The sequence below is a fragment of the Nostoc sp. LEGE 12447 genome, from assembly GCF_015206985.1.
GTDB lineage: Bacteria > Cyanobacteriota > Cyanobacteriia > Cyanobacteriales > Nostocaceae > Nostoc.
In genome coordinates, this window is the sequence record NZ_JADEXT010000024.1 from 100,047 (window position 1) to 118,168 (window position 18,122).

Consider the following 18,122-nt stretch of genomic DNA (forward strand, 5'->3'; position numbering starts at 1 on the left):
AGAGGGGTAGAGGAAAAAAGACTTGGTATTCGCCTCTTTTCTGCTCCTCTGCTTCCCTGCTCAAGAGTCTTCCTCCACCTGGCAATTTTGAGTTGGTAAATTACTAAACACAGGATCTCGTCAATATTTTAGATGCGTTTGCCTTGCGTTACTCTCTTTTTTCGTTGAGTAGCAGCAAGGTTTTCAAAGATAGCTTTAATCATGGCTGGCGTGAATTCTTTGGAAGATAAACCGTAGCGACCACCAATAATTTTAGGCAAAGGTGCAGAGGAGCGCAGAGGTAAGGGAGAATCTAACTCTAATTTTACCTCTGCTCCTCTGCTTTTCTGCTCCTCTACTCCCCATGACTCACGGATAGCAGCGACTACATCCAAATACAATGGTTCACCAGATGCGCCTGGTTCTTTGATGCAATCTAAAACTGCGATGCTACGGGTAGTTTCTGGCAAAGCAGCGACAAAGCGTTTGGCATCATAAGGGCGATATAGTTTAACTTTCAAAACGCCCACTTTCTGATCAAGGGTGTTAAGGTAATTTACTATTTCATGTACAGCTTCGCAACCGGAACCCATCAGCACAATAACTCGTTCGGCTTCTGGGTCGCCGTGGTATTCAAATAGTTGGTACTGTCGCCCTGTCATCGCAGCAAATTCATCCATGACTTTCTGGGTTATGTCTGGACAAGCTAAATAGTAAGGATTGACAGTTTTCCTGGCTTGGAAGTAAACATCAGGGTTTTGTGTTCTACAGCGCAAAACAGTTTTATTGCAGGTGAGGGCGCGTGACCGATGAGCGAATATCAATTCATTGGGAGTGAATTCTCGCAGGTCATCATCTGTTAAAGTCTCTACTTGGTTAATTTCATGGGATGTACGAAAGCCATCAAAAAAATGCAGAAAGGGTATTCGTGATTCTAAAGTTGCCCGTGTTGCGATTAGAGCAAAGTCTTGTGCTTCTTGCACTGATGCGGCACACAACATGGCAAAACCAGTATCACGTGCTGTCATAACATCGCTGTGGTCGCCAAAAATAGATAGAGCTTGGGCGGCTAGCGATCGCGCTGCTATATGAAAAACTGTAGGTGTGAATTCTCTGGCAATTTTGTACATATTGGGGAGCATCAACAATAACGCCTGCGATGCTGTAAAGGTGGTTGTCAGTGAACCAGTTTGCAAAGCATCATGTACATTACCAGCAACACCTGCTGCACTCTGCATCTGTACCACCGAGGGAACAGTACCCCAAATATTGCGTTTACCTTCATTAGCCCAAGCATCTACCCACTCAGCCATTGGTGAAGAAGAAGTAATCGAGTAAGCAATGACTTCATTCAGTCGATAGACGACTTGGGCAACAGCCTCATTGCCGTCTATAGTTGCAAAACTTCTGTTGTTCATCTTCTTACACCTGTGAGATTCTCTAAGCGCTAGTCACAATTAAATTGAGACTTTCAAAAAATAATCTCTAAATCTAAAGATTTGGTGAGGATTATAGTTTTTTACAAAAAAAATAATTAGGTAGAGCGCGTTCGTTAATCTATTCGTGAAGTTAAGATGCAAACCCAGCAGTGTAGCAACCTGATAAAAGAGGCTAACTAGATCAAAGGGTTTGAAGTTAAAAATGTGATATTGAAGCGATACCTTTATGGGTTTTAACAGTTTTTACTGCCAGATATAGTTTTTGAGAAATATCATTCATTTTCAGAATGCATATTTGCCTCTGATTTAAATAATTGTCTGCAATTTGTCGCCACTGTTGGGGAGGAATGCCAATGCATCGACCTGCGATGTTAATGCATGGACTTGCAATGTTAATGCATCGACCTGCGATGCGAATGTATGGACTTGCAATATTAATGCATGGACTTGCAATGCTAATGCATGGACTTGCAATGCTAATGCATCGACCTGCAATGTTAATGTGTCGACTTGCAAAGATTAGTTCACCCTATGTTACACAGCAACTCTCAAAGATTTGTATGTAGACGACGACACGGTAGTCTTTTTAAGAGGGTTGGAGAGATCAAAAGCTGACGGATAATATTTAGAAAAATAAATTACAAAAATAAAAAATTAAAACTTCAAAATTAATCGTCCCATCCAAGAATCTCAGTAACTTCTTCGCAAATAGAGGTGGGTTCAAAAGGTTTAGTAATCACCCCAGCAATTCCAATCTGAGCGAAACGGACGCGATCGCTTGCTTGAACTTTCGCAGTTAAAAAAATCACTGGTATTGCTTGAGTTGCGGAATTTGCCTGAAGTTTTTCATATACTGCAAAGCCGTCCATGTCAGGCATAGACACATCAAGCAGAATCACATCAATAGGTTCTGTCTGGGCGATTTTTAGTCCTTCTTGCCCTGATGCAGCTGTCAGCGTGTCCCATCCTCCCAAGTCTTCTAAACAAGCTTGTACTAATTCGCGAATTCGTTCTTCATCATCCACAATTAAAAATCTTTTTGTCATTGGTCATTGGTCATTTGTCATTTGTCGGTCATTGGTCATTTGTCATTGGTCATTCTCCCCCTGCTTCCCCTGCCCCTCTGCTCCTCTGCTCCCCTGCATAATTTCCTGGCAATGGCAGAGTGAAGAAAAACGTGCTGCCGACACTAAGAGTACTTTCAGCCCAGATTTGCCCATCATGCTGATCAATAATACTACGACAGATTGCCAATCCTAAGCCTGTGCCGCCTTTGGTGCGAGAATCAGAAGCATCTACTTGCTGAAATCGTCCAAAGATTGTTTCTAACTTTTCTGCTGGGATACCTCGTCCTTGATCGGTTATCTGGAACAGGACGCGATCTGTTTGCTGTTGGACACTCAGAGTAATAGTAGAATCGGCAGGTGAGAATTTAATCGCATTACCTAAGAGATTGGTGAGTGTTTGAACAATGGCATCAGCTGCCGCCCAAACTTGAGCATTGGTAGGGTGAATCTTAAAGGTAATATTTTGCTGATTGGCGATCGCTTGCACTCCCGCTACTGCTTGTTGAATTAAATCAGCCGCATTGCAGGTTGTTTTTTCTAACAAAGTTCGATCCGACTCTAAGCGTTCCAAATCGAGAATATCGTTGACAAGACGCACTAAGCGATCGCTGTCGATGGCTGCAATCTCAATCATCCGCTTAAACTTGTCTGGTTTTTTGTCGTAGATCCCACTTTGTAGTAAACCCAGTGCTGCGCGAATTGCAGTTAAGGGAGTGCGGAGTTCGTGACTAACGATGCCAATAAACTCACTCTTGATCAGATCAATTTGCTGTATTTCACTGATGTCTTCGGCAATCCCAGCAATCCGAACTAACTCTCCTAGTTCATTTTTGATCGGAAATGCGCGATCGCGAATCCAACGGATTGAACCATCAGGACGGATAATTCGATATTTTTTATCGTATTGCCCTGTTCTCATCTGTTCAACGATTTCAAATTCGACGCTCTGGCGATCTTCTGGGTGAATTGCATCGAACCAATCTGAATAATTTTGGTAAAGACTTTCACAACTGCTTTGCCAGATGGTTTGGTATGCACTGCTCACATAGAGAACTTGCTGATTTTGAATATCGGTCATCCAAAATACTGCTTGGATGTTTTCTGCCAACTGACGAAACTTTTCTTCACTTTGGCGTAAAGCTTCTTCAGTTTGTTTGCGAATAGTGATATCTTGATGAACTGCAACTAGAACATCCCCGTAGTCGGGATGATTGAATATAGAAGTCGTCGCACTACACCAAAATGGTGTGCCATCTTTTTTAAGATTATGGACTTCATAAGTGGCTTCACTATTTTGTAAGACGGCAGATACAATGGCTTGATTTATATTTTCACCAGTTAACGATTCACTGGTATAGTTCACAATCGAAACATCTTGACCGTTGAGTTCACCAGAGTCATAGCCAAACATCTGCTCAAATTTCGGATTGGCATAGACAATGATTCCATTATCGATTCTGACTAAGCAAATCCCTTCCCCCATATTTCGGGTGATTACAGCTTGAAGTTCTAGCTTATGCGCCTGTTCTAAAAGTATGAGCTGGGTTTGTTGCTGCTCTCTAACTGTTTCTTGCAGGCGATCATTTGTATCTGTTAGTTGTGCAGTGCGTTCTAGCACCCGTTGCTCAAGTTCGGTATTCAGTTGTTGCAGGGCAACTTGTGCCTGTTTACGCTCCATCAGTTCTGTTTGTAACTGTTCAAATAAAGCTGCTTGCTGAATAGCAATGCTTACCTGCGCTCCTAACTGCCGCAACAGGACAATTTCTGAAGATTGCCACTCACGAGGAGCTGCACAGTGATGAGCTGCTAGTAATCCCCACAATTCATCTCCTAATGAAACAGGAACGACCAGATTTGCCCTTACCTGGAGACTTGCCAAAAATTCAACGTGACAGGGACTAATCCCAGCAGTATAAATATCAGCTTTCGCAGTAACTAAGCCTTGTTTAAAGGGTTCAACGTTCTCTTCGCCAATGCAAGGGTCGTAAATCTGGAGTGGTAAAATCGCCATCCATTCCGGTACCACAGACTCAACCACGACTGTTCCACCCCAACCTGGATAAAATTGGAAGATAATGACGCGATCGCACTCAAGAAACTGCCGCACTTCATCGACGGTGGTTTGCAAGATATCTTGTAACTTGAGCGATCGCCGGATGCGTTGGCTCATCTCCATCACTAAGCGTTGTTGCTCAAATTGCTGTTGCAGCTTTTCTTGTGCAAGCTTGCGATCGTCAAGAGTCATCCGCAATTGCTCGGCATTTTCCTGAGACAATTGTTGGTTGAGTTGTTGAATCTTCTTTGTGCTGTACTTCAGATTGCCTGTTATCAGGTTAATTATCAAGGCAACCACTAGGAAAAGACCTAGGCGCAATATATCTTCTGGTTGATTAATCCCCAATTGATATCGCGGCAGGATAAAAAAATAATCAATCGCCAGTGTGGAAAGTACAACTGTAACGATCCCTGGTCGAAAGCCACCATACCAAGTACTGGCGATGATAGCTATATAAAAAAAAGCACCAATAGTTGGAGATATAAACGGTTCTAGCCAGAGCGATAGCATTAGGGCGATCGCAGTTGAGCCAATAGCGATACCATAGACTAATAATCGCTGATAATTTCTCATTATTTTTTACCGAAGAAAGGCACAGGGCAGGAGGCAGTTCGCGTAGCGTCTCGAAGAGAAGGCAGGAGGAAGAAAATATATTTTTTGTTCTCTGCCAAACAGGTTTAAAGCCCCTAAATTTATTTATGAATAAAGATAAAAAGTGTATTTTGAGACGCGCAGCGCAAAAAATACAGCGTCTATTATAAATCGCCTAAATTTATTTATGGGGATTACCTCCTGCCTCCTGCCTTCGCCCTCCTGCCTCCTTAATTCTCCCTACCTGAGAGCGCCAGCGCGTTCTTTGAATGCGGCTCAGTACCCTTGTCACGAGTTCAGGCCCTAGCACTGGCTTGCTAATAAAATCATCGGCTCCGGCAGCAAAGGCTTGCTGAAGGGATTCTGCTTCAGTATGGGCTGTTACTACCAAAACAGGTAAATCTCCCCAATGGGCATCCTGTCGCACGACTTGGCACAACTCTAATCCATTAACTATTGGCATTTCTAAATCTAGTACTACCAAATCTGGAGATGTTGCCATCAAAACCTTCCAAAATTGCTGTGATTGGGAGAGGGTTGTTACTTCCACTCCCCAAGGGGTTAGCAACGCCGATAGTCCAGCCAGGATTACAGGGTCATCGTCTACGATTAAGACTTTAGCTTCAGAAATTTTCGGTTGAGGTAGGACACGAGTGATCGCCTGAAAAATCTCCTCGGTTGTCGCAGGCTTATGCAAAAATTGTCTAGCTTTTAAACGCGATACTGCCAATCGATCTGCCAAGGTATCTCGTCCTGTAAAAACAATCACTGGGATATTTGGTGATCGCTGTGCAATCTCGCTCAATAATATTAATCCGTCTTCCTCTGTTCCCGGAAAACTCAAATCGAGTAAAACTGCGTCAGGAGTTTTTAAAGCTAGATGCGATCGGGCAGCAGCTAAGTTGGGTGCAACCTTCATCCTGATCCCCCATGAGTTGGCTTCCGCTTGCAACTGCTTTGTCAACGTCGCATCATCATCAATTACTAACAGCCGATAAGTTTGCTTCATCGGGACGCTTTGAGCGGTGGGAATGACAGCAGGCTTAGTTAATTCTTGTTGTAATTTTGTTACCAATTGCAAAAAATCAGAGATTTTATCTGCTAAGAGGGGGAAATCTGCAAGCAGCAAATGCTCTATTTTGCGTGCTAGCCGGGAGCCTTCTAGATAACCGAACGTTCCCATCGAACCTGCTAGCTTATGGGCTTCGTGCAATGCTTGCTGATGTAACTCTTTATTTAGATTCCCTGCTAAGAGTGCAATTTTTGCCTGTTCCAGTACTACAACCTGTGCGCCAAAAGAATTACGAAATCGCTCCAGTACTCGATTCACAGAAGTTATATCTTTGGGGCCGGGTTTTTTCTGCCCATCTTGATTTGTTTCCCCAACAGCGATAGAAGGATTAGGTACAGGCTTGATGCGATAGCCCATGCCATATACTGTTTCTAAAAATTCCTCTGTTAGACCTCCTGTTTTCAGTTTCTTTCGTAAGTCTTTAATATGAGTCGTAACTGCATTTTCAGTCGGTGCATCATCAAATCCCCAAAGGCGATCTAGAATCACTGCACGACTAAAGATGCGATCTGGGTTTTGCAAAAATAACTCTAGCAGTTTGTATTCTGTCGCCGTGAGCAAAATTTCCTGCTCATTACAAGTCACTCTGCCGGCACTTGGATCTAAACAGAGATTTCCCCAGGTTAACGTAGATGAATCACTCACTCCACTCCGCCGCAACAAAGACCGAATTCTTGCTAGTAATGCTTCCTGGTCAAAGGGCTTAATGACGTAATCATCTGCTCCGGCATCTAAACCCGCGACAATATCTGCATTAGAATTTTTGCCTGTTAATAACAGAATAGATTTACGGTAGCCTTGCCTTCGCAGTTGCCGACATAAGTTAATCCCATCCAGCTTAGGAATTAACCAGTCCAGCAAAATCAAGTCATACTCAACCGATATTGCTAGGTCTAGCCCAGTTTGTCCATTGCTTGCTACGTCGATAGTATAGCGATTTGCACTCAACAACTCTGCCAATGCTGCACTAAGTAATACATCATCCTCTACCAACAAAATTTTCATAAGTTGCATCCAAAGAAGATGCTTATGACATCTTCGCGATCGCAATCAGCCCCTAATTTTAAATTCTTAACTCCGTTGCCAAATTTTTATTGTCTTATCTAAACTTCCGCTAACCAACATCTCGCCAGAAGCTGTGAAGGCTAATGCTGTGACTATATTTCCATGACCTGTAAACGTACCCAGTAACTCCCCGGTTTGTAGATGCCATAATTTGATGGTTTTATCAGCACTACCACTGGCGATAATTTGTCCATCAGGACTTAAGGCGATCGCATATACTCTATCTCTATGTCCTTTAAGTGTATGAAGTAATTCTCCAGTTTCCAATTGCCAAATTTTTATTGTTTGATCCCAGCTACCACTCACCAGCAGTTTAGCATCTGCACTGATTGCTAACGAACGAACGATGTGAGAATGACCCATTAAAGTATGCAGAGGTTGTGCATCCTTTAAACTTTTGATCCCCGTCTGGGGTGAAGTTCGCCAGACTTTGATTTTACGGTAGCTACCTGTAACTATAGTTTCCCCGTCTCGGCTCAAAACCAGAGAATGAGCAGCTGTATCATCTAAAGAAAGTGCGATCGTAACCTGACGATGCATCAAATCCCAAAACAAAATTTTTCTGTCATCTCCGCCTGTAGCTAGCATTCTGCCATCTGGAGTAAAGGCAGCACACCGCACTACCCCATTATGTTTATGCAAAATATCTATCAAGTCTAAAGCACCCACGTGCCAAAGTTTAATTGTGGAATCAGCACCGCAACTCACTAAAGTCTGTCCATCTGAACTAAAAGCCAGGGAATTCACTTCATCCACTAGCCCAGGTATCACCCAAGGATACTCTGATAATGTATCTATTAATTCACCCTTGCTTAAATCCCAGAGTTTCGTTTCTCCACGACTACCACTTGCCAATATAGGTAATGCTTTACCATTCTTACACGCAAAACTGAAAGCTAGGCAATTAATACCTCTATTGTGCCCTTGTAAAGTTTGCCAGCATTCCCAGTCACCAACTATACCCTTAAGACAATGCTCTGATGGTAGAGTTTGTATTGTATCTGCGATCGCTTTCTCATTAATTACTGGCGACGTGTCTTTTTTGCCAATAAGTGATTCTAAATACCAACTCAGACCACCGGCATACAACAAGTTACTCGGACTTATATACAGTTTTGGTTCAGTAAGTTCAATTTGATTTGCAGGTAAAAATCCTGTAATTATACTCTGTCTTTCGTATCCTAACTGACCTGTTGATGGATAAAACAAACAGAGAAAAATTAATACTTGGTGATTTTTTAAATCTTCTTGAGTAACCGACCATTTAATTTTGTCTTTCTTAATACCATTAAAACTTTCTCCATCAGCAACATAAACTTGAACACTTAGCTGAGGATTATCTTTAAGTACATAAGAAAATTTGCTTTCGCCACACAAATTTCCCTCATCATCTAAAATCATATTTTGCAAAGTATCTTGTGATACCTTTTTTACCAACTTCCCTAAACGTTCAGCTATTACCAGGTCAACGATTTTTTCCCGCAAAAGATAATCTTCCGCTTGGCGCTGGAAGTATTTGGGAAAAGGTATCGTCCAGTCGGGAGGCTCAGGATATTCGGGTGGCGTAGGCGGTGGATTTTTGGCAAGAACTTCTGCTTGTTGGCGAGAAAATTCTTGGAGTCTGGCCAATGGTTCGCCCCAAAAAGCCATCATTTCAGTGTGACAACCCTTGACTTGACTTTCCAATAAAGATAAGTCATAAGTTTTAGGTTTCTTCACACGTTGAAGGAAGTCAGCTTGTTGAAATTTAAGTAAGCTAATCCAATCCATCTGCATTCCTGCGGCAAACTATTGCATACCTACGGTAAGCTATACCAATGCAATTACTCAAGTTTATAACCTTAGTTAATTAAAAATTCAGTAATGTTAGCAGTCTAATAAAACACAGCCATTGGCAGATGTTTCCGGGAAAAATAGAGATGGATAGCACTTAGACATTTCATGAACTGATGCAGTTGAAGTATATAGAATTAAATGATGTCAGTCAATTCTAACGAAGATGGACAACAAGATACTGTTTCTAAGGAAACACTTCTAGCTGCGAAGGAAAGTTTAATGTGAAAAGCATTTTAAAGGTTGCAGCAACGTTAAGTCAACAAATACCCCCACTAAAAAGACTTAGTAACGATTATTTTCGGGTATATCATCTGAAATTGGCGAAAATGGTGAATATTAGCTAATTTTAACCTTTGCGTTTTGGTTGCCTGGGTATAGTACTTACATCAGACGAGTCACCAAAAGTATCCCTTGCCTCAATCTGTTTAATTTTCATTTGCAAGTTCAAGTCATCACTGCTAACAATTGTTTCTAAATTCGCTAATCTCCGCTCTAACAGTTCTATTTGCTGCTGTTGCAAATAGTTAGTTTTTGATTTTTGCTCATCAGAACGCCAAACAGCAACTGTACCAACTGCTGCACCACCAATAGCAACTAAAGGAAGAATAGCACCACTTCTAGTAACGGCTGAGAGTGGGACGCAAACTCCAAGAATGGCAACTGTAATTACCCAAATTCTTGTGGTGGCAGATAATCTGACATCTTGGTATTGTTCTAAATTTGGTTGAGATTTTTTAGCCATAAGTCTATCTAAAGAAAAGTTATTTGCTAGATTGGCACAATTGCCCAGCAAAATACTTCCTACAATTGGGTTAAGTATAATTGCTCTACTAGCGATCGCAGTTCATGCTTTTTTCCAACCAGGCAATACTTTTTGGGTTTTGGGGAAAAGGGGAAGGTGGTGTCGTCCTCTGAGGATAACGGGCCGGGGGTAATGGTAAAGAAAAAACCTTGAAGCCAAATCCAGTAACCTTTTCCCAAAACAGATTCCGAATTATAAAGCAATACAGTTCAGATAAGACCAAAACACTTGTCTTAACAGCTATTTATCGCGTCTCGAAAACCCAACGTCAATTATGTTACAGCAAAAAACCGAGCCTGCGATGCCTACACGCTGATGACTCTGCTATCAATGGGTAGGGAAAAATCACGAGACCATTCATTCCAAGAGCCAAAATAATTTCTAGCAGAAATTCCTACTTGTTCAAGGGCTATTAATGTATTAGCAGCCCTTGAACCTTTAAAGCAGTAAATATACACAATCGACTCCGAAGTAATACCTACTGATTGACAAATTTCTCGGATTTCATCAGGCGATCGGAATGTGGGGATTTCCGATTCGGAATTCATCAGATGATGCCATTCTAACCATACAGCATTAGGGATTCGACCTTTGCGAGGGCAAAAGTCAGGATTATAGGGAGAAGAACTCAGCCCAAGCCATTCGTTGCGATCGCGCACATCTAATTTAATAATTGCTGGATTGTCAATTGCTTGCAACATCTCGGCGGTAGTTACCATCATCTCAGTGTTGGGATGCAATCTAAATATGCTGCTTTCACATAATGGTACTTCATCAGTAGTAGGTAATCCCTCTGTCAGCCATACTCTATATCCTCCGTGTAAGATAGATACCTCAGCACAACCCAAATACTTCAGTAAAAAAGCTGCTCGACAAGATTGACCATAACCTTTATTTAAAGTGTCCTCATAGACAATTAACCGTTCCGCACCCGATATTCCCAGCTTGCTCATAATTTCTGCAAAATACTCTTGTAATTCCTTTAATCCTGCTGGGTAAGAACTTTCTAAAAGATAGGTGAAAAAATCTCTAATATTTATGGATTGAGGAATATGAGAAATAGCATAATCTTCGGGAGCCCGTGTATCGATAATGACAGCCCATGATGACTTTTCTGCTAATATGGATGTGAGTTCTTGAGGAGAAATGAGGGCTTTTGTATTCACGATTTCATGCTTCTGTTATCCTACCATTAGGCATTATCGCGCTCGGTAGATTTGCATTTTGGAATGTAAATCACAGAAGAATGAATGTTGAATGTTACAAGATAACTTTTGTCGCTGTGTTGTTTTAAAACTGATTAAATCAAGTTTAAAAAATATGGATATTGAATATTCATTCAAAAATTCTTCAAAATCAAATTTATAATAAAGCTGAGAATACGGGTTTAATAAAATCTACAAACGTGAACCTTCTAATTATATTTGTGATTTATTAGACCTGTTATGCATTTGCATCCATTTAAAAGCAGTGATATTTAATAATAAACCCACAAAAAATAACAACACCATCAAGGCTATCTGATACCAGAGAACTGGCTGGACAAATAAATCTAAAATCACGTGTAGTAAGTTCATGATGCTGTAAAAGACAGTTAAGCCAAAATGAATGATTCGATAACGCTTTGAATCGGTAAAAATAGTAAGAACAATTACCAGTATTGGTAGCACAAAAAAGCCTAACATCAACCACATAATTCCAGAAATATTGTTGATATTTGTAGCTTTTTGAGATTCAATAACAGATAAACCGTGAAAAAGCGGCATTAAACCCAGTTGTGTATGAAACAATGTTCCTAGTAGAAATACTGTCCAAAGAGCAATGATTCTTTCCCGATAATTAATTGCCATAACCATAATTGATTCTAAAATTATTGTGTTATTGTCTGACTTTCAATTTATATAAAGAATTTGAGTAACTTGTGAAGTTAAGCAAACTTGATAAATTCGCTTCCTTCTTGTGGTTCAAGGCTTACAATTCGCAGTTAGCATTAGCTACCCACACCGAGCAAACAGCATTTCTATAATTGTGCGGCGGTATTTTTGCAGGCGATCGCTTCGCTATGCTAGATATCTTCGCATCAATGGTCAAAAGTCAAACTTTTGGGATTTATGACTTTGGGCTATTTTGGCGAAAAAAATGATACTTGCGTAAGTCCTTAGAATTAGTTTTTAACTTCTGGGAAGCGCTGTATAAAGAGTTTGAGGAACTTGTGAAGTCCATTGGTCATTTATTGTTTGTCATTGGTGAGTGTTTCAGGTATATTTATGTTTCTTAACAAGGAGTAAATAGATCATGTTCCGTCTGCTAAAAACATACCCCTTTCCTACGGAACGCTCCGTGAACGGGGAAATGAGGTACGTGCAGAGACTTATGTGGAGTATTATCTGTGTAATATTCTTCAGCCTGACTAGCAGCTTCATGTTTCCTGCTGCTACTTGGGCCGCCACTTCTGGCTTGGGAGTTGACAATATCCATCTTGCTCCCTGTCCGCCTTCTCCGAACTGTGCTGTCAGTCAAGATGCTGATTCCAAACATAGCATTGACCCGATCGCCTACCATGTAGACCTCAACACAGCACGAGCAACTTTACTCAAAGTTCTTAGTGTGGTTCCACGTACAGAGGTTATCCAACAGACAGATAATTACATCCATGCTCTTTCTAAGAGTCGGATATTTCAATTTGTGGATGATGTCGAGTTTTATTTCCCTGCTAATGAGTCAGTAATTCATCTACGTTCCGCATCACGTCTTGGAGACTCTGATTTTGGTGTAAACCGTAGGCGCTTGGAGCAAATTCGTCTAGCACTACGCGATTTACAAATTTGATTTGTGTTTTCTAGTAAGGGCTTTAGTACTTGAAAGCCAAGAACTAAAGTTCTTATTATCAGCTATTAAGCATCTACACATCTGTCATATTAAAAAATTTTTAGTCTTTGCTTTTTTGCCAATGTTCTTGAGTCTTAAAGTCAAGATGAGACTCAGAACACTAGCCTAAAGCGATCGCAAAAATTTTCTTTCGGTTTACTGAAGTTGCTAGAGTAATAATAAACTTCGTTACCTGACCAGAGGTTGACGAGCAGTTGATTTGTCCATTGTGTTTATCGATAATAATTTGGTAGCTAATAGCTAATCCTAGCCCAGTTCCTTTTCCCACAGGCTTAGTTGTAAAAGATGGCTCAAAAACTCTCGCTTGCACTTCAGGAGGCATACCAAGAGCGTTATCTTCGATGCAAATTGTCACGGTTTGTTGCTCATACTGGATTGATGTAGCGATCGTGATGGTATGAGGGCTAGCAGCAGCTATTTCCTCAACTGAGCGGTTTTGATAGAGGTCATCAAATGCATCAATGGCATTGGCGATAATATTCATAAATACCTGATTCAGTTGTCCGGGATAGCAAGTGATTGGAGGTAACTCACCATATTGTTTAACAACCTCGATTACAGAGCGTTCTCCTTGATCTTTGAGTCGATGTTTTAATAGCATTAAGGTACTATCAATTCCCTCGTGAATTTGAAACTCCACCATAGATGAGATATCAGATCGAGCAAAGGTTCTTAGAGAAAGGCTGATATCCTTGAGACGACCAATTTCCTGCTCCATTGATCCCAGAATTTTTGGTAAATCTTCAACTAGATACTCTAAGTCAATTTCTTCAACAAGTTCTTCAATTTCTGGGTCTGGATGTGGTAGCTTTTGCTGTTGGAGATCCACTAAACGTAGGAGATCCTTGACATATTCCTCAATATGAGAGCAATTTCCACTAATAAAACCAATCGGGTTATTAATCTCATGACCTATCCCTGCAATAAGTTGTCCAAGGGTGGACATTTTCTCACTCTGGATTAGTTGTAGTTGGGTGTTTTGTAACTGTTGGAGAGATTGGGTTAATTCTGCGGTGCGTTCTTGCACTCTTTGTTCGAGGGTACGGGTAAGATAGGAAATTTTCAAATGTAATTTTAATCGAGCAATGACTTCTTCTTGCTGGAAGGGTTTGGTAATATAATCAACTGCACCAATTTCTAGTCCTTTCACTTTGTCTGTGGCATCGGCCAAGGCAGTCATAAAAATGATCGGAATATTCTGAGTGATGGAATTGGCTTTCAACCTGCGGCAAGTTTCAAATCCATCAATACCCGGCATCATGACATCTAGGAGAATAAGATCGGGAGCAGAGTATTCTGTTTGTTCGATTGCGGATTCTCCATCGGTTGCCATGAGTGTTTTCCAACCACATCCCTGAATCGCTTCTGATAGCACTTTAAGATTGTTGGGATTGTCATCTACCAAAAGGATATGCATTGGTTTTAAGAGAGGTTCGATCATCATTGACGTGACTCAGTTGTTATAAAAGATTTAAGGAATTTACGGATTTTTCCGGTTTGGAAGTTGGCAGTAAATTTGCTCAACTCACGTGCGAAAGGAGTTAGCTGACTATCTTGCTTAGTTAACTCTTTTATGATTTCTTCAATTGCTGGAATATCTCCCATCATTGCCAGATGATAAAGTTGTTGCAAAACATCTGGTGATGGCAGAAGCAATTCAGCATCAGCTTTCTGTTCAGACTGGTAAAATGACTTTTGAGGTGTGGATTGATCGTAAATCCACTCCACTTTTAGCAGCGATCTCAGTGCATTAAATAGTTCATCAATTTGCAGAGGTTTCGGCAAAAATGCTGTGGCCCCTGCCTGAAAACTTCGTTGCCGATTTTCCTCGAAGACGCTGGCACTAGAAACAATAATTGGAATAAAACGAGTTTGTGGATTTTCTTGTAAATGAACCATTAGCTCAAAGCCATCCATGTTAGGCATAGCTAAATCAAGGAGAATCACATCTGGGTGATGTTCAGTTACCATCTGTAGTGCATATTTGCCATCGCTTGCTTCCAAGGTTCGACAGCCAATTTCTTGGAGCAAACTGATCAACATAGAACAGTGGTTAGTATCATCATCAACAATGAGAATTTGAGGTGCAGTACCCCGAATCCCGGTGATTTTTTGATGGGTTAGGGCTGCTGCTACGCTCGTTGTAGATATCGCTTCTATTTGCCAGTCATGGGAAACTGGTACTGGTACCATTAAATCTAGCCAAAAGAGACTACCTTCACCCAAATGACTCTGTACTTGAATTTGGCTGCCCATCAATGCCGCAATTCTTTGACTGATTGCTAATCCCAAACCAGTACCTTCAGATTTCCGCCCTGCTTCACCTACTTGCTCAAAAGCCAAAAAGATTTTCTCTAATTGGTCTGGTGACATTCCAATACCTGTATCTTCAATCTGGAAGCGAATCTTCTGATGTGTCATTTGTCCATTGTCATTTGTCATTGGTTTCAACTCTTGATCAATGACGAATGACTCATGACTGATGACATCTACTTTGAAGGTGACGCTACCAGTGTCTGTGAATTTGATAGCATTACCTAGTAAGTTGATCAAAACTTGCCTTAGTCGCTTTTCATCCACTTCAATGTCAACTGGTAGGCGATCGCTGATTAAAATATTAAATGAAATGCCTTTCTGTTTTGCTCGGATACTGCAAATCTCGGAGACACCATGTAAAAAAGTGTGCAGATGTACATTAGTCGTAACCAATTCTAATTTACGAGCTTCAATTTTTGAAAGGTCGAGAATATCATTGATTAGCATCAGCAGGTGTGTCCCACATTGGTAGATAATGCTGACACCTTCCAGATTTTTCTCTGTCATGTTTGGCGATACTTCTAGCACCTGAGCAAAACCAAGGATGCCATTAAGCGGTGTGCGTAGTTCGTGGCTCATATTTGCCAAAAACTCGCTCTTTGCTTCGTTAGCAGCATCAGCAGCTTGCTTGGCCTCCAGCAGTTCATGAGTTCGCTCTTCAACTTTAAACTCCAGAGTTTTGGAATAATCTAATAGTTGAGCATTGGCAATTTCTAGTTGCTGATTTGCTTCTTCTAACCGTCTCTGTTTATAGGCATTTGTTGTTGCAATTACACTGCTGATGAATGCGGCTAAAGCAGGTGTGACTGGAATTAGAATGCCATGTAAAAACATCCCATAGCCACCCCCCACAAACAGGCCACAGATGCCTATAGTTGCCCAGAGAATTTTGCCACCAGGAATCCGCATCCTGCGACTGGATAAGAACCAACTACCACTAGAGCCGATCGCAGACCATAGAATAATCCAGAGCGACACAGTCCCGCCAGAAAAGCCGTACAGGTTTGTCTTCCCTGTTTTTGCCCCTTGCACCAGTTGATGGGCAATATTGGCATGGACAACAACCCCAGGCATGGTTTTTTGGGCAGAGATCCAGGAGGAACTGAAGGGTGTGTTGAAGAAGTCATTGGTACTAGCGGCGGCTGATCCAATAAACACCATACGATCGCGCATTAGGTTAGCTGGAACTCTCCCTGCTAAGACATCGCGCATGGCAACTGTCCGAAATGCCGCATCTGTTCCATGCCAATTGAGCAGAATTTGATAACCGCCTAAATCAGCATCGGAGTAGCCTGCTTCTTGATTGTCTAGTGGTAGGTAAATTGCTTTACCCAACTGAAACTTTTGCTGCTTGGGGTCAATGCTTTCTAAGGTAATTTTGTCAGCTTCTAGGTACTTGAGCGCTACAAGAGTTGCTAGTCCAGCTTTGAGCGTGTTTTGCTCTTTGGCATCAACTGCCGTCAGGAGGGCGCGACGGACAAAGCGATCGCCATCCAACACTAAATCTGCTAACCCTACTTGATTAAGTTTTTTTAACTCCGGTGCTGGATTGACGCGCTCCCCGGTGATTTTCTCAACACCGATTAAATTAGGAGTGCTACGGAAGATTTTTACAAGTTCTTCATGTCCGCTTCCCTCTGGTAAATCTCGATAGAGATCCAGTCCAATGGCTCTGGGTTGCTGCGCCCGAATCTTTTCTAGTAATTTTGCTAATGCCCAATCTGGAATTGGCCATTTACGCACCGATTGAATATCGCGTTCATCGATTGTGACAACCACAATCTCATCCGCTATCGTCTCCTGCGTTGGCGTAGCCGGCCGTTGGCATCGCTGACGAACCCATTCATCACGAATTTTCCATTCAGGCAAATTGAAAAATCCCAACGATTGCCCGACAATGACAGTCAGGGCAACAGTGGGAGTAATAATCAAAACACTACGAGTATGTTGGATAAAGGTTTGGAATCTACGCCACATGGGGACTGGGGATTAGGGAGTAGGGAGTAGGGAGCAGGGGGCAGGGGAGCAGGGGAAGAATTCGTAACTCTTAACTCTTCACTCCTCACGGGCTAAACCTTAGCTATCCGCTAACGGAACTGTTTTGCCTGATGCCCCATGCCTAAAATTACTTCGTAGATACTAATAAAGGAGCTGTGACAATCTCCTTCAAGCTAACTGAGGAGAGTAGTTCTTCCCATTGCTTGTTAAGAGTTACATTGCTCGGTTGAGTGCTATGTAGGGCTGCAAGTGTTTCCACGCAGTCATACCAAACGCCATGTTTACCGAAAGCCGCCGCCCGCTTCAGAGCATCTTTTTGCTCCATTGCTGTTGTCAGTTCAGCATTAGGCTGGATGCGCTGAATCCAACCATCGACATAAGGCGTATTTGGGCCGAGCTGTCCATCAACTTTGACAGCTAGAAACCAATGGTAGTTTTTTCCAACTGCTAAAGCGGGTGCTTCGGCTGGTAATTTGACAGCAACTACTCCAGCTTTGAGAGCAACAGGAATGGTCATTTGATACTGTGTATTGCCAGCTTCATCCTTGAGGCTGAACACAGCTTCTTCTGCATTAGAAGCAGGAAGATATACCAGAATTGTGGGACGTTCAGACACTGTTGTGCCATAGAAGCTTTGGGGTAGGAGTGCAATTAGGGCTGCTGGGCCTGCTGCACCTACAGTTGAAGGATTTAAGTAGTAAGTACCAACCCGAGAAGCTCCTCCACTTGCCTGTTGAGGAGCGTTTTTCTCTGCGCTAGGTGTAAAGAGGTCGCCTCTGGAAGCTCCTCCGGTTGCTTGCCTGGGAGCGCCTTTACCAGCGTTAGGTGTAAAGAGGTCGCCTCTAGAAGCTCCTCCAGTTGCTTGTCTGGGAGCGCTTTTGCTAGGGGACTTCCAAAGAATAAATTATTCCAAGAAAAACAAGAGACAGGTTTTCTCAAGAATGATAATCATTTTAAGGGGGGAGAAAAGGGGTTGCCGAGGGCAACCCCTTTTCTCCCCCTCATCTATGCA

Annotated in this window: 10 protein-coding genes and 3 pseudogenes; 1 reads left to right on the top strand and 12 read right to left on the bottom strand. The window is 41.9% G+C overall.

Going from position 1 to position 18,122, the window contains the following annotated elements; genetic code table 11:
- Positions 1–176: 176 nt before the first annotated feature.
- The 9 genes and pseudogenes from IQ274_RS22515 to IQ274_RS38055 all read right to left on the bottom strand — a co-directional run.
- Positions 177–1,397: pseudogene (locus tag IQ274_RS22515) on the bottom strand (pyruvate:ferredoxin (flavodoxin) oxidoreductase); the annotation flags it as partial.
- Between the two features lie 689 nt (positions 1,398–2,086).
- Entirely contained in the window at positions 2,087–2,464 is a 378-nt protein-coding gene (locus IQ274_RS22520) for a response regulator (protein WP_163928743.1), read from the bottom strand.
- Positions 2,465–2,513: 49 nt separating this feature from the next.
- Positions 2,514–5,114 (bottom strand): ATP-binding protein, encoded by a 2,601-nt coding sequence (locus IQ274_RS22525; RefSeq protein WP_194143481.1) that lies wholly within the window; start codon positions 5,112–5,114, stop codon positions 2,514–2,516.
- A gap of 199 nt (positions 5,115–5,313) precedes the next feature.
- A complete protein-coding gene (locus tag IQ274_RS22530; protein WP_194143482.1) occupies positions 5,314–7,209 on the bottom strand; it encodes a response regulator in 1,896 nt (631 codons plus the stop codon).
- A 66-nt stretch (positions 7,210–7,275) separates the two neighbouring features.
- Entirely contained in the window at positions 7,276–9,039 is a 1,764-nt protein-coding gene (locus tag IQ274_RS22535) for a WD40 repeat domain-containing protein (protein WP_163928740.1), read from the bottom strand.
- Positions 9,040–9,451: 412 nt separating this feature from the next.
- Positions 9,452–9,847, bottom strand: a complete 396-nt coding sequence (locus IQ274_RS22540; protein WP_163928739.1) for a hypothetical protein — start codon at positions 9,845–9,847, stop codon at positions 9,452–9,454.
- 365 nt (positions 9,848–10,212) lie between these two features.
- Positions 10,213–11,073 (bottom strand): sulfurtransferase, encoded by an 861-nt coding sequence (locus IQ274_RS22545; RefSeq protein WP_194143483.1) that lies wholly within the window; start codon positions 11,071–11,073, stop codon positions 10,213–10,215.
- A 252-nt stretch (positions 11,074–11,325) separates the two neighbouring features.
- The gene (locus tag IQ274_RS22550) at positions 11,326–11,757 is read right to left on the bottom strand and encodes a hypothetical protein (protein WP_194143491.1); all 432 of its coding nucleotides are present in this window, start codon (positions 11,755–11,757) and stop codon (positions 11,326–11,328) included.
- Positions 11,758–11,881: 124 nt separating this feature from the next.
- Positions 11,882–11,964, bottom strand: a pseudogene (locus IQ274_RS38055) (bidirectional hydrogenase complex protein HoxU); the annotation flags it as partial.
- 316 nt (positions 11,965–12,280) lie between these two features.
- On the opposite strand from IQ274_RS38055, the gene IQ274_RS22555 reads away from it, so the two are divergent.
- Complete coding sequence (locus IQ274_RS22555) at positions 12,281–12,736, top strand: DUF1499 domain-containing protein (RefSeq protein WP_416209845.1); 456 nt, start codon at positions 12,281–12,283, stop codon at positions 12,734–12,736.
- Between the two features lie 160 nt (positions 12,737–12,896).
- Here the strand turns inward: IQ274_RS22555 and IQ274_RS22560 are convergent, their stop codons facing one another.
- The 3 genes and pseudogenes from IQ274_RS22560 to IQ274_RS22570 all read right to left on the bottom strand — a co-directional run.
- Positions 12,897–14,240, bottom strand: coding sequence for a response regulator (locus tag IQ274_RS22560; RefSeq protein WP_194143484.1), 1,344 nt, complete (start codon positions 14,238–14,240; stop codon positions 12,897–12,899).
- On the bottom strand, positions 14,237–17,089 hold the full coding sequence (locus tag IQ274_RS22565) for a CHASE2 domain-containing protein (protein WP_194143485.1): 2,853 nt from the start codon (positions 17,087–17,089) through the stop codon (positions 14,237–14,239). Before IQ274_RS22565 ends, IQ274_RS22560 begins: the two co-directional genes overlap by 4 nt.
- Positions 17,090–17,237: 148 nt before the next feature.
- Positions 17,238–17,987 (bottom strand): annotated as a pseudogene (locus tag IQ274_RS22570) (DUF928 domain-containing protein); the annotation flags it as partial.
- Positions 17,988–18,122: the final 135 nt, after the last annotated feature.

Excerpts from the sequence above, each read along its gene's own strand:
- IQ274_RS22520 (WP_163928743.1), bottom strand. The coding sequence starts at position 2,464 with ATGACAAAAAGATTTTTAATTGTGGATGATGAAGAACGAATTCGCGAA.
- IQ274_RS22525 (WP_194143481.1), bottom strand. The coding sequence starts at position 5,114 with ATGAGAAATTATCAGCGATTATTAGTCTATGGTATCGCTATTGGCTCA.
- IQ274_RS22530 (WP_194143482.1), bottom strand. The coding sequence starts at position 7,209 with ATGAAAATTTTGTTGGTAGAGGATGATGTATTACTTAGTGCAGCATTG.
- IQ274_RS22535 (WP_163928740.1), bottom strand. The coding sequence starts at position 9,039 with ATGGATTGGATTAGCTTACTTAAATTTCAACAAGCTGACTTCCTTCAA.
- IQ274_RS22540 (WP_163928739.1), bottom strand. The coding sequence starts at position 9,847 with ATGGCTAAAAAATCTCAACCAAATTTAGAACAATACCAAGATGTCAGA.
- IQ274_RS22550 (WP_194143491.1), bottom strand. The coding sequence starts at position 11,757 with ATGGCAATTAATTATCGGGAAAGAATCATTGCTCTTTGGACAGTATTT.
- IQ274_RS22555 (WP_416209845.1), top strand. The coding sequence starts at position 12,281 with ATGTGGAGTATTATCTGTGTAATATTCTTCAGCCTGACTAGCAGCTTC.
- IQ274_RS22560 (WP_194143484.1), bottom strand. The coding sequence starts at position 14,240 with ATGATGATCGAACCTCTCTTAAAACCAATGCATATCCTTTTGGTAGAT.
- IQ274_RS22565 (WP_194143485.1), bottom strand. The coding sequence starts at position 17,089 with ATGTGGCGTAGATTCCAAACCTTTATCCAACATACTCGTAGTGTTTTG.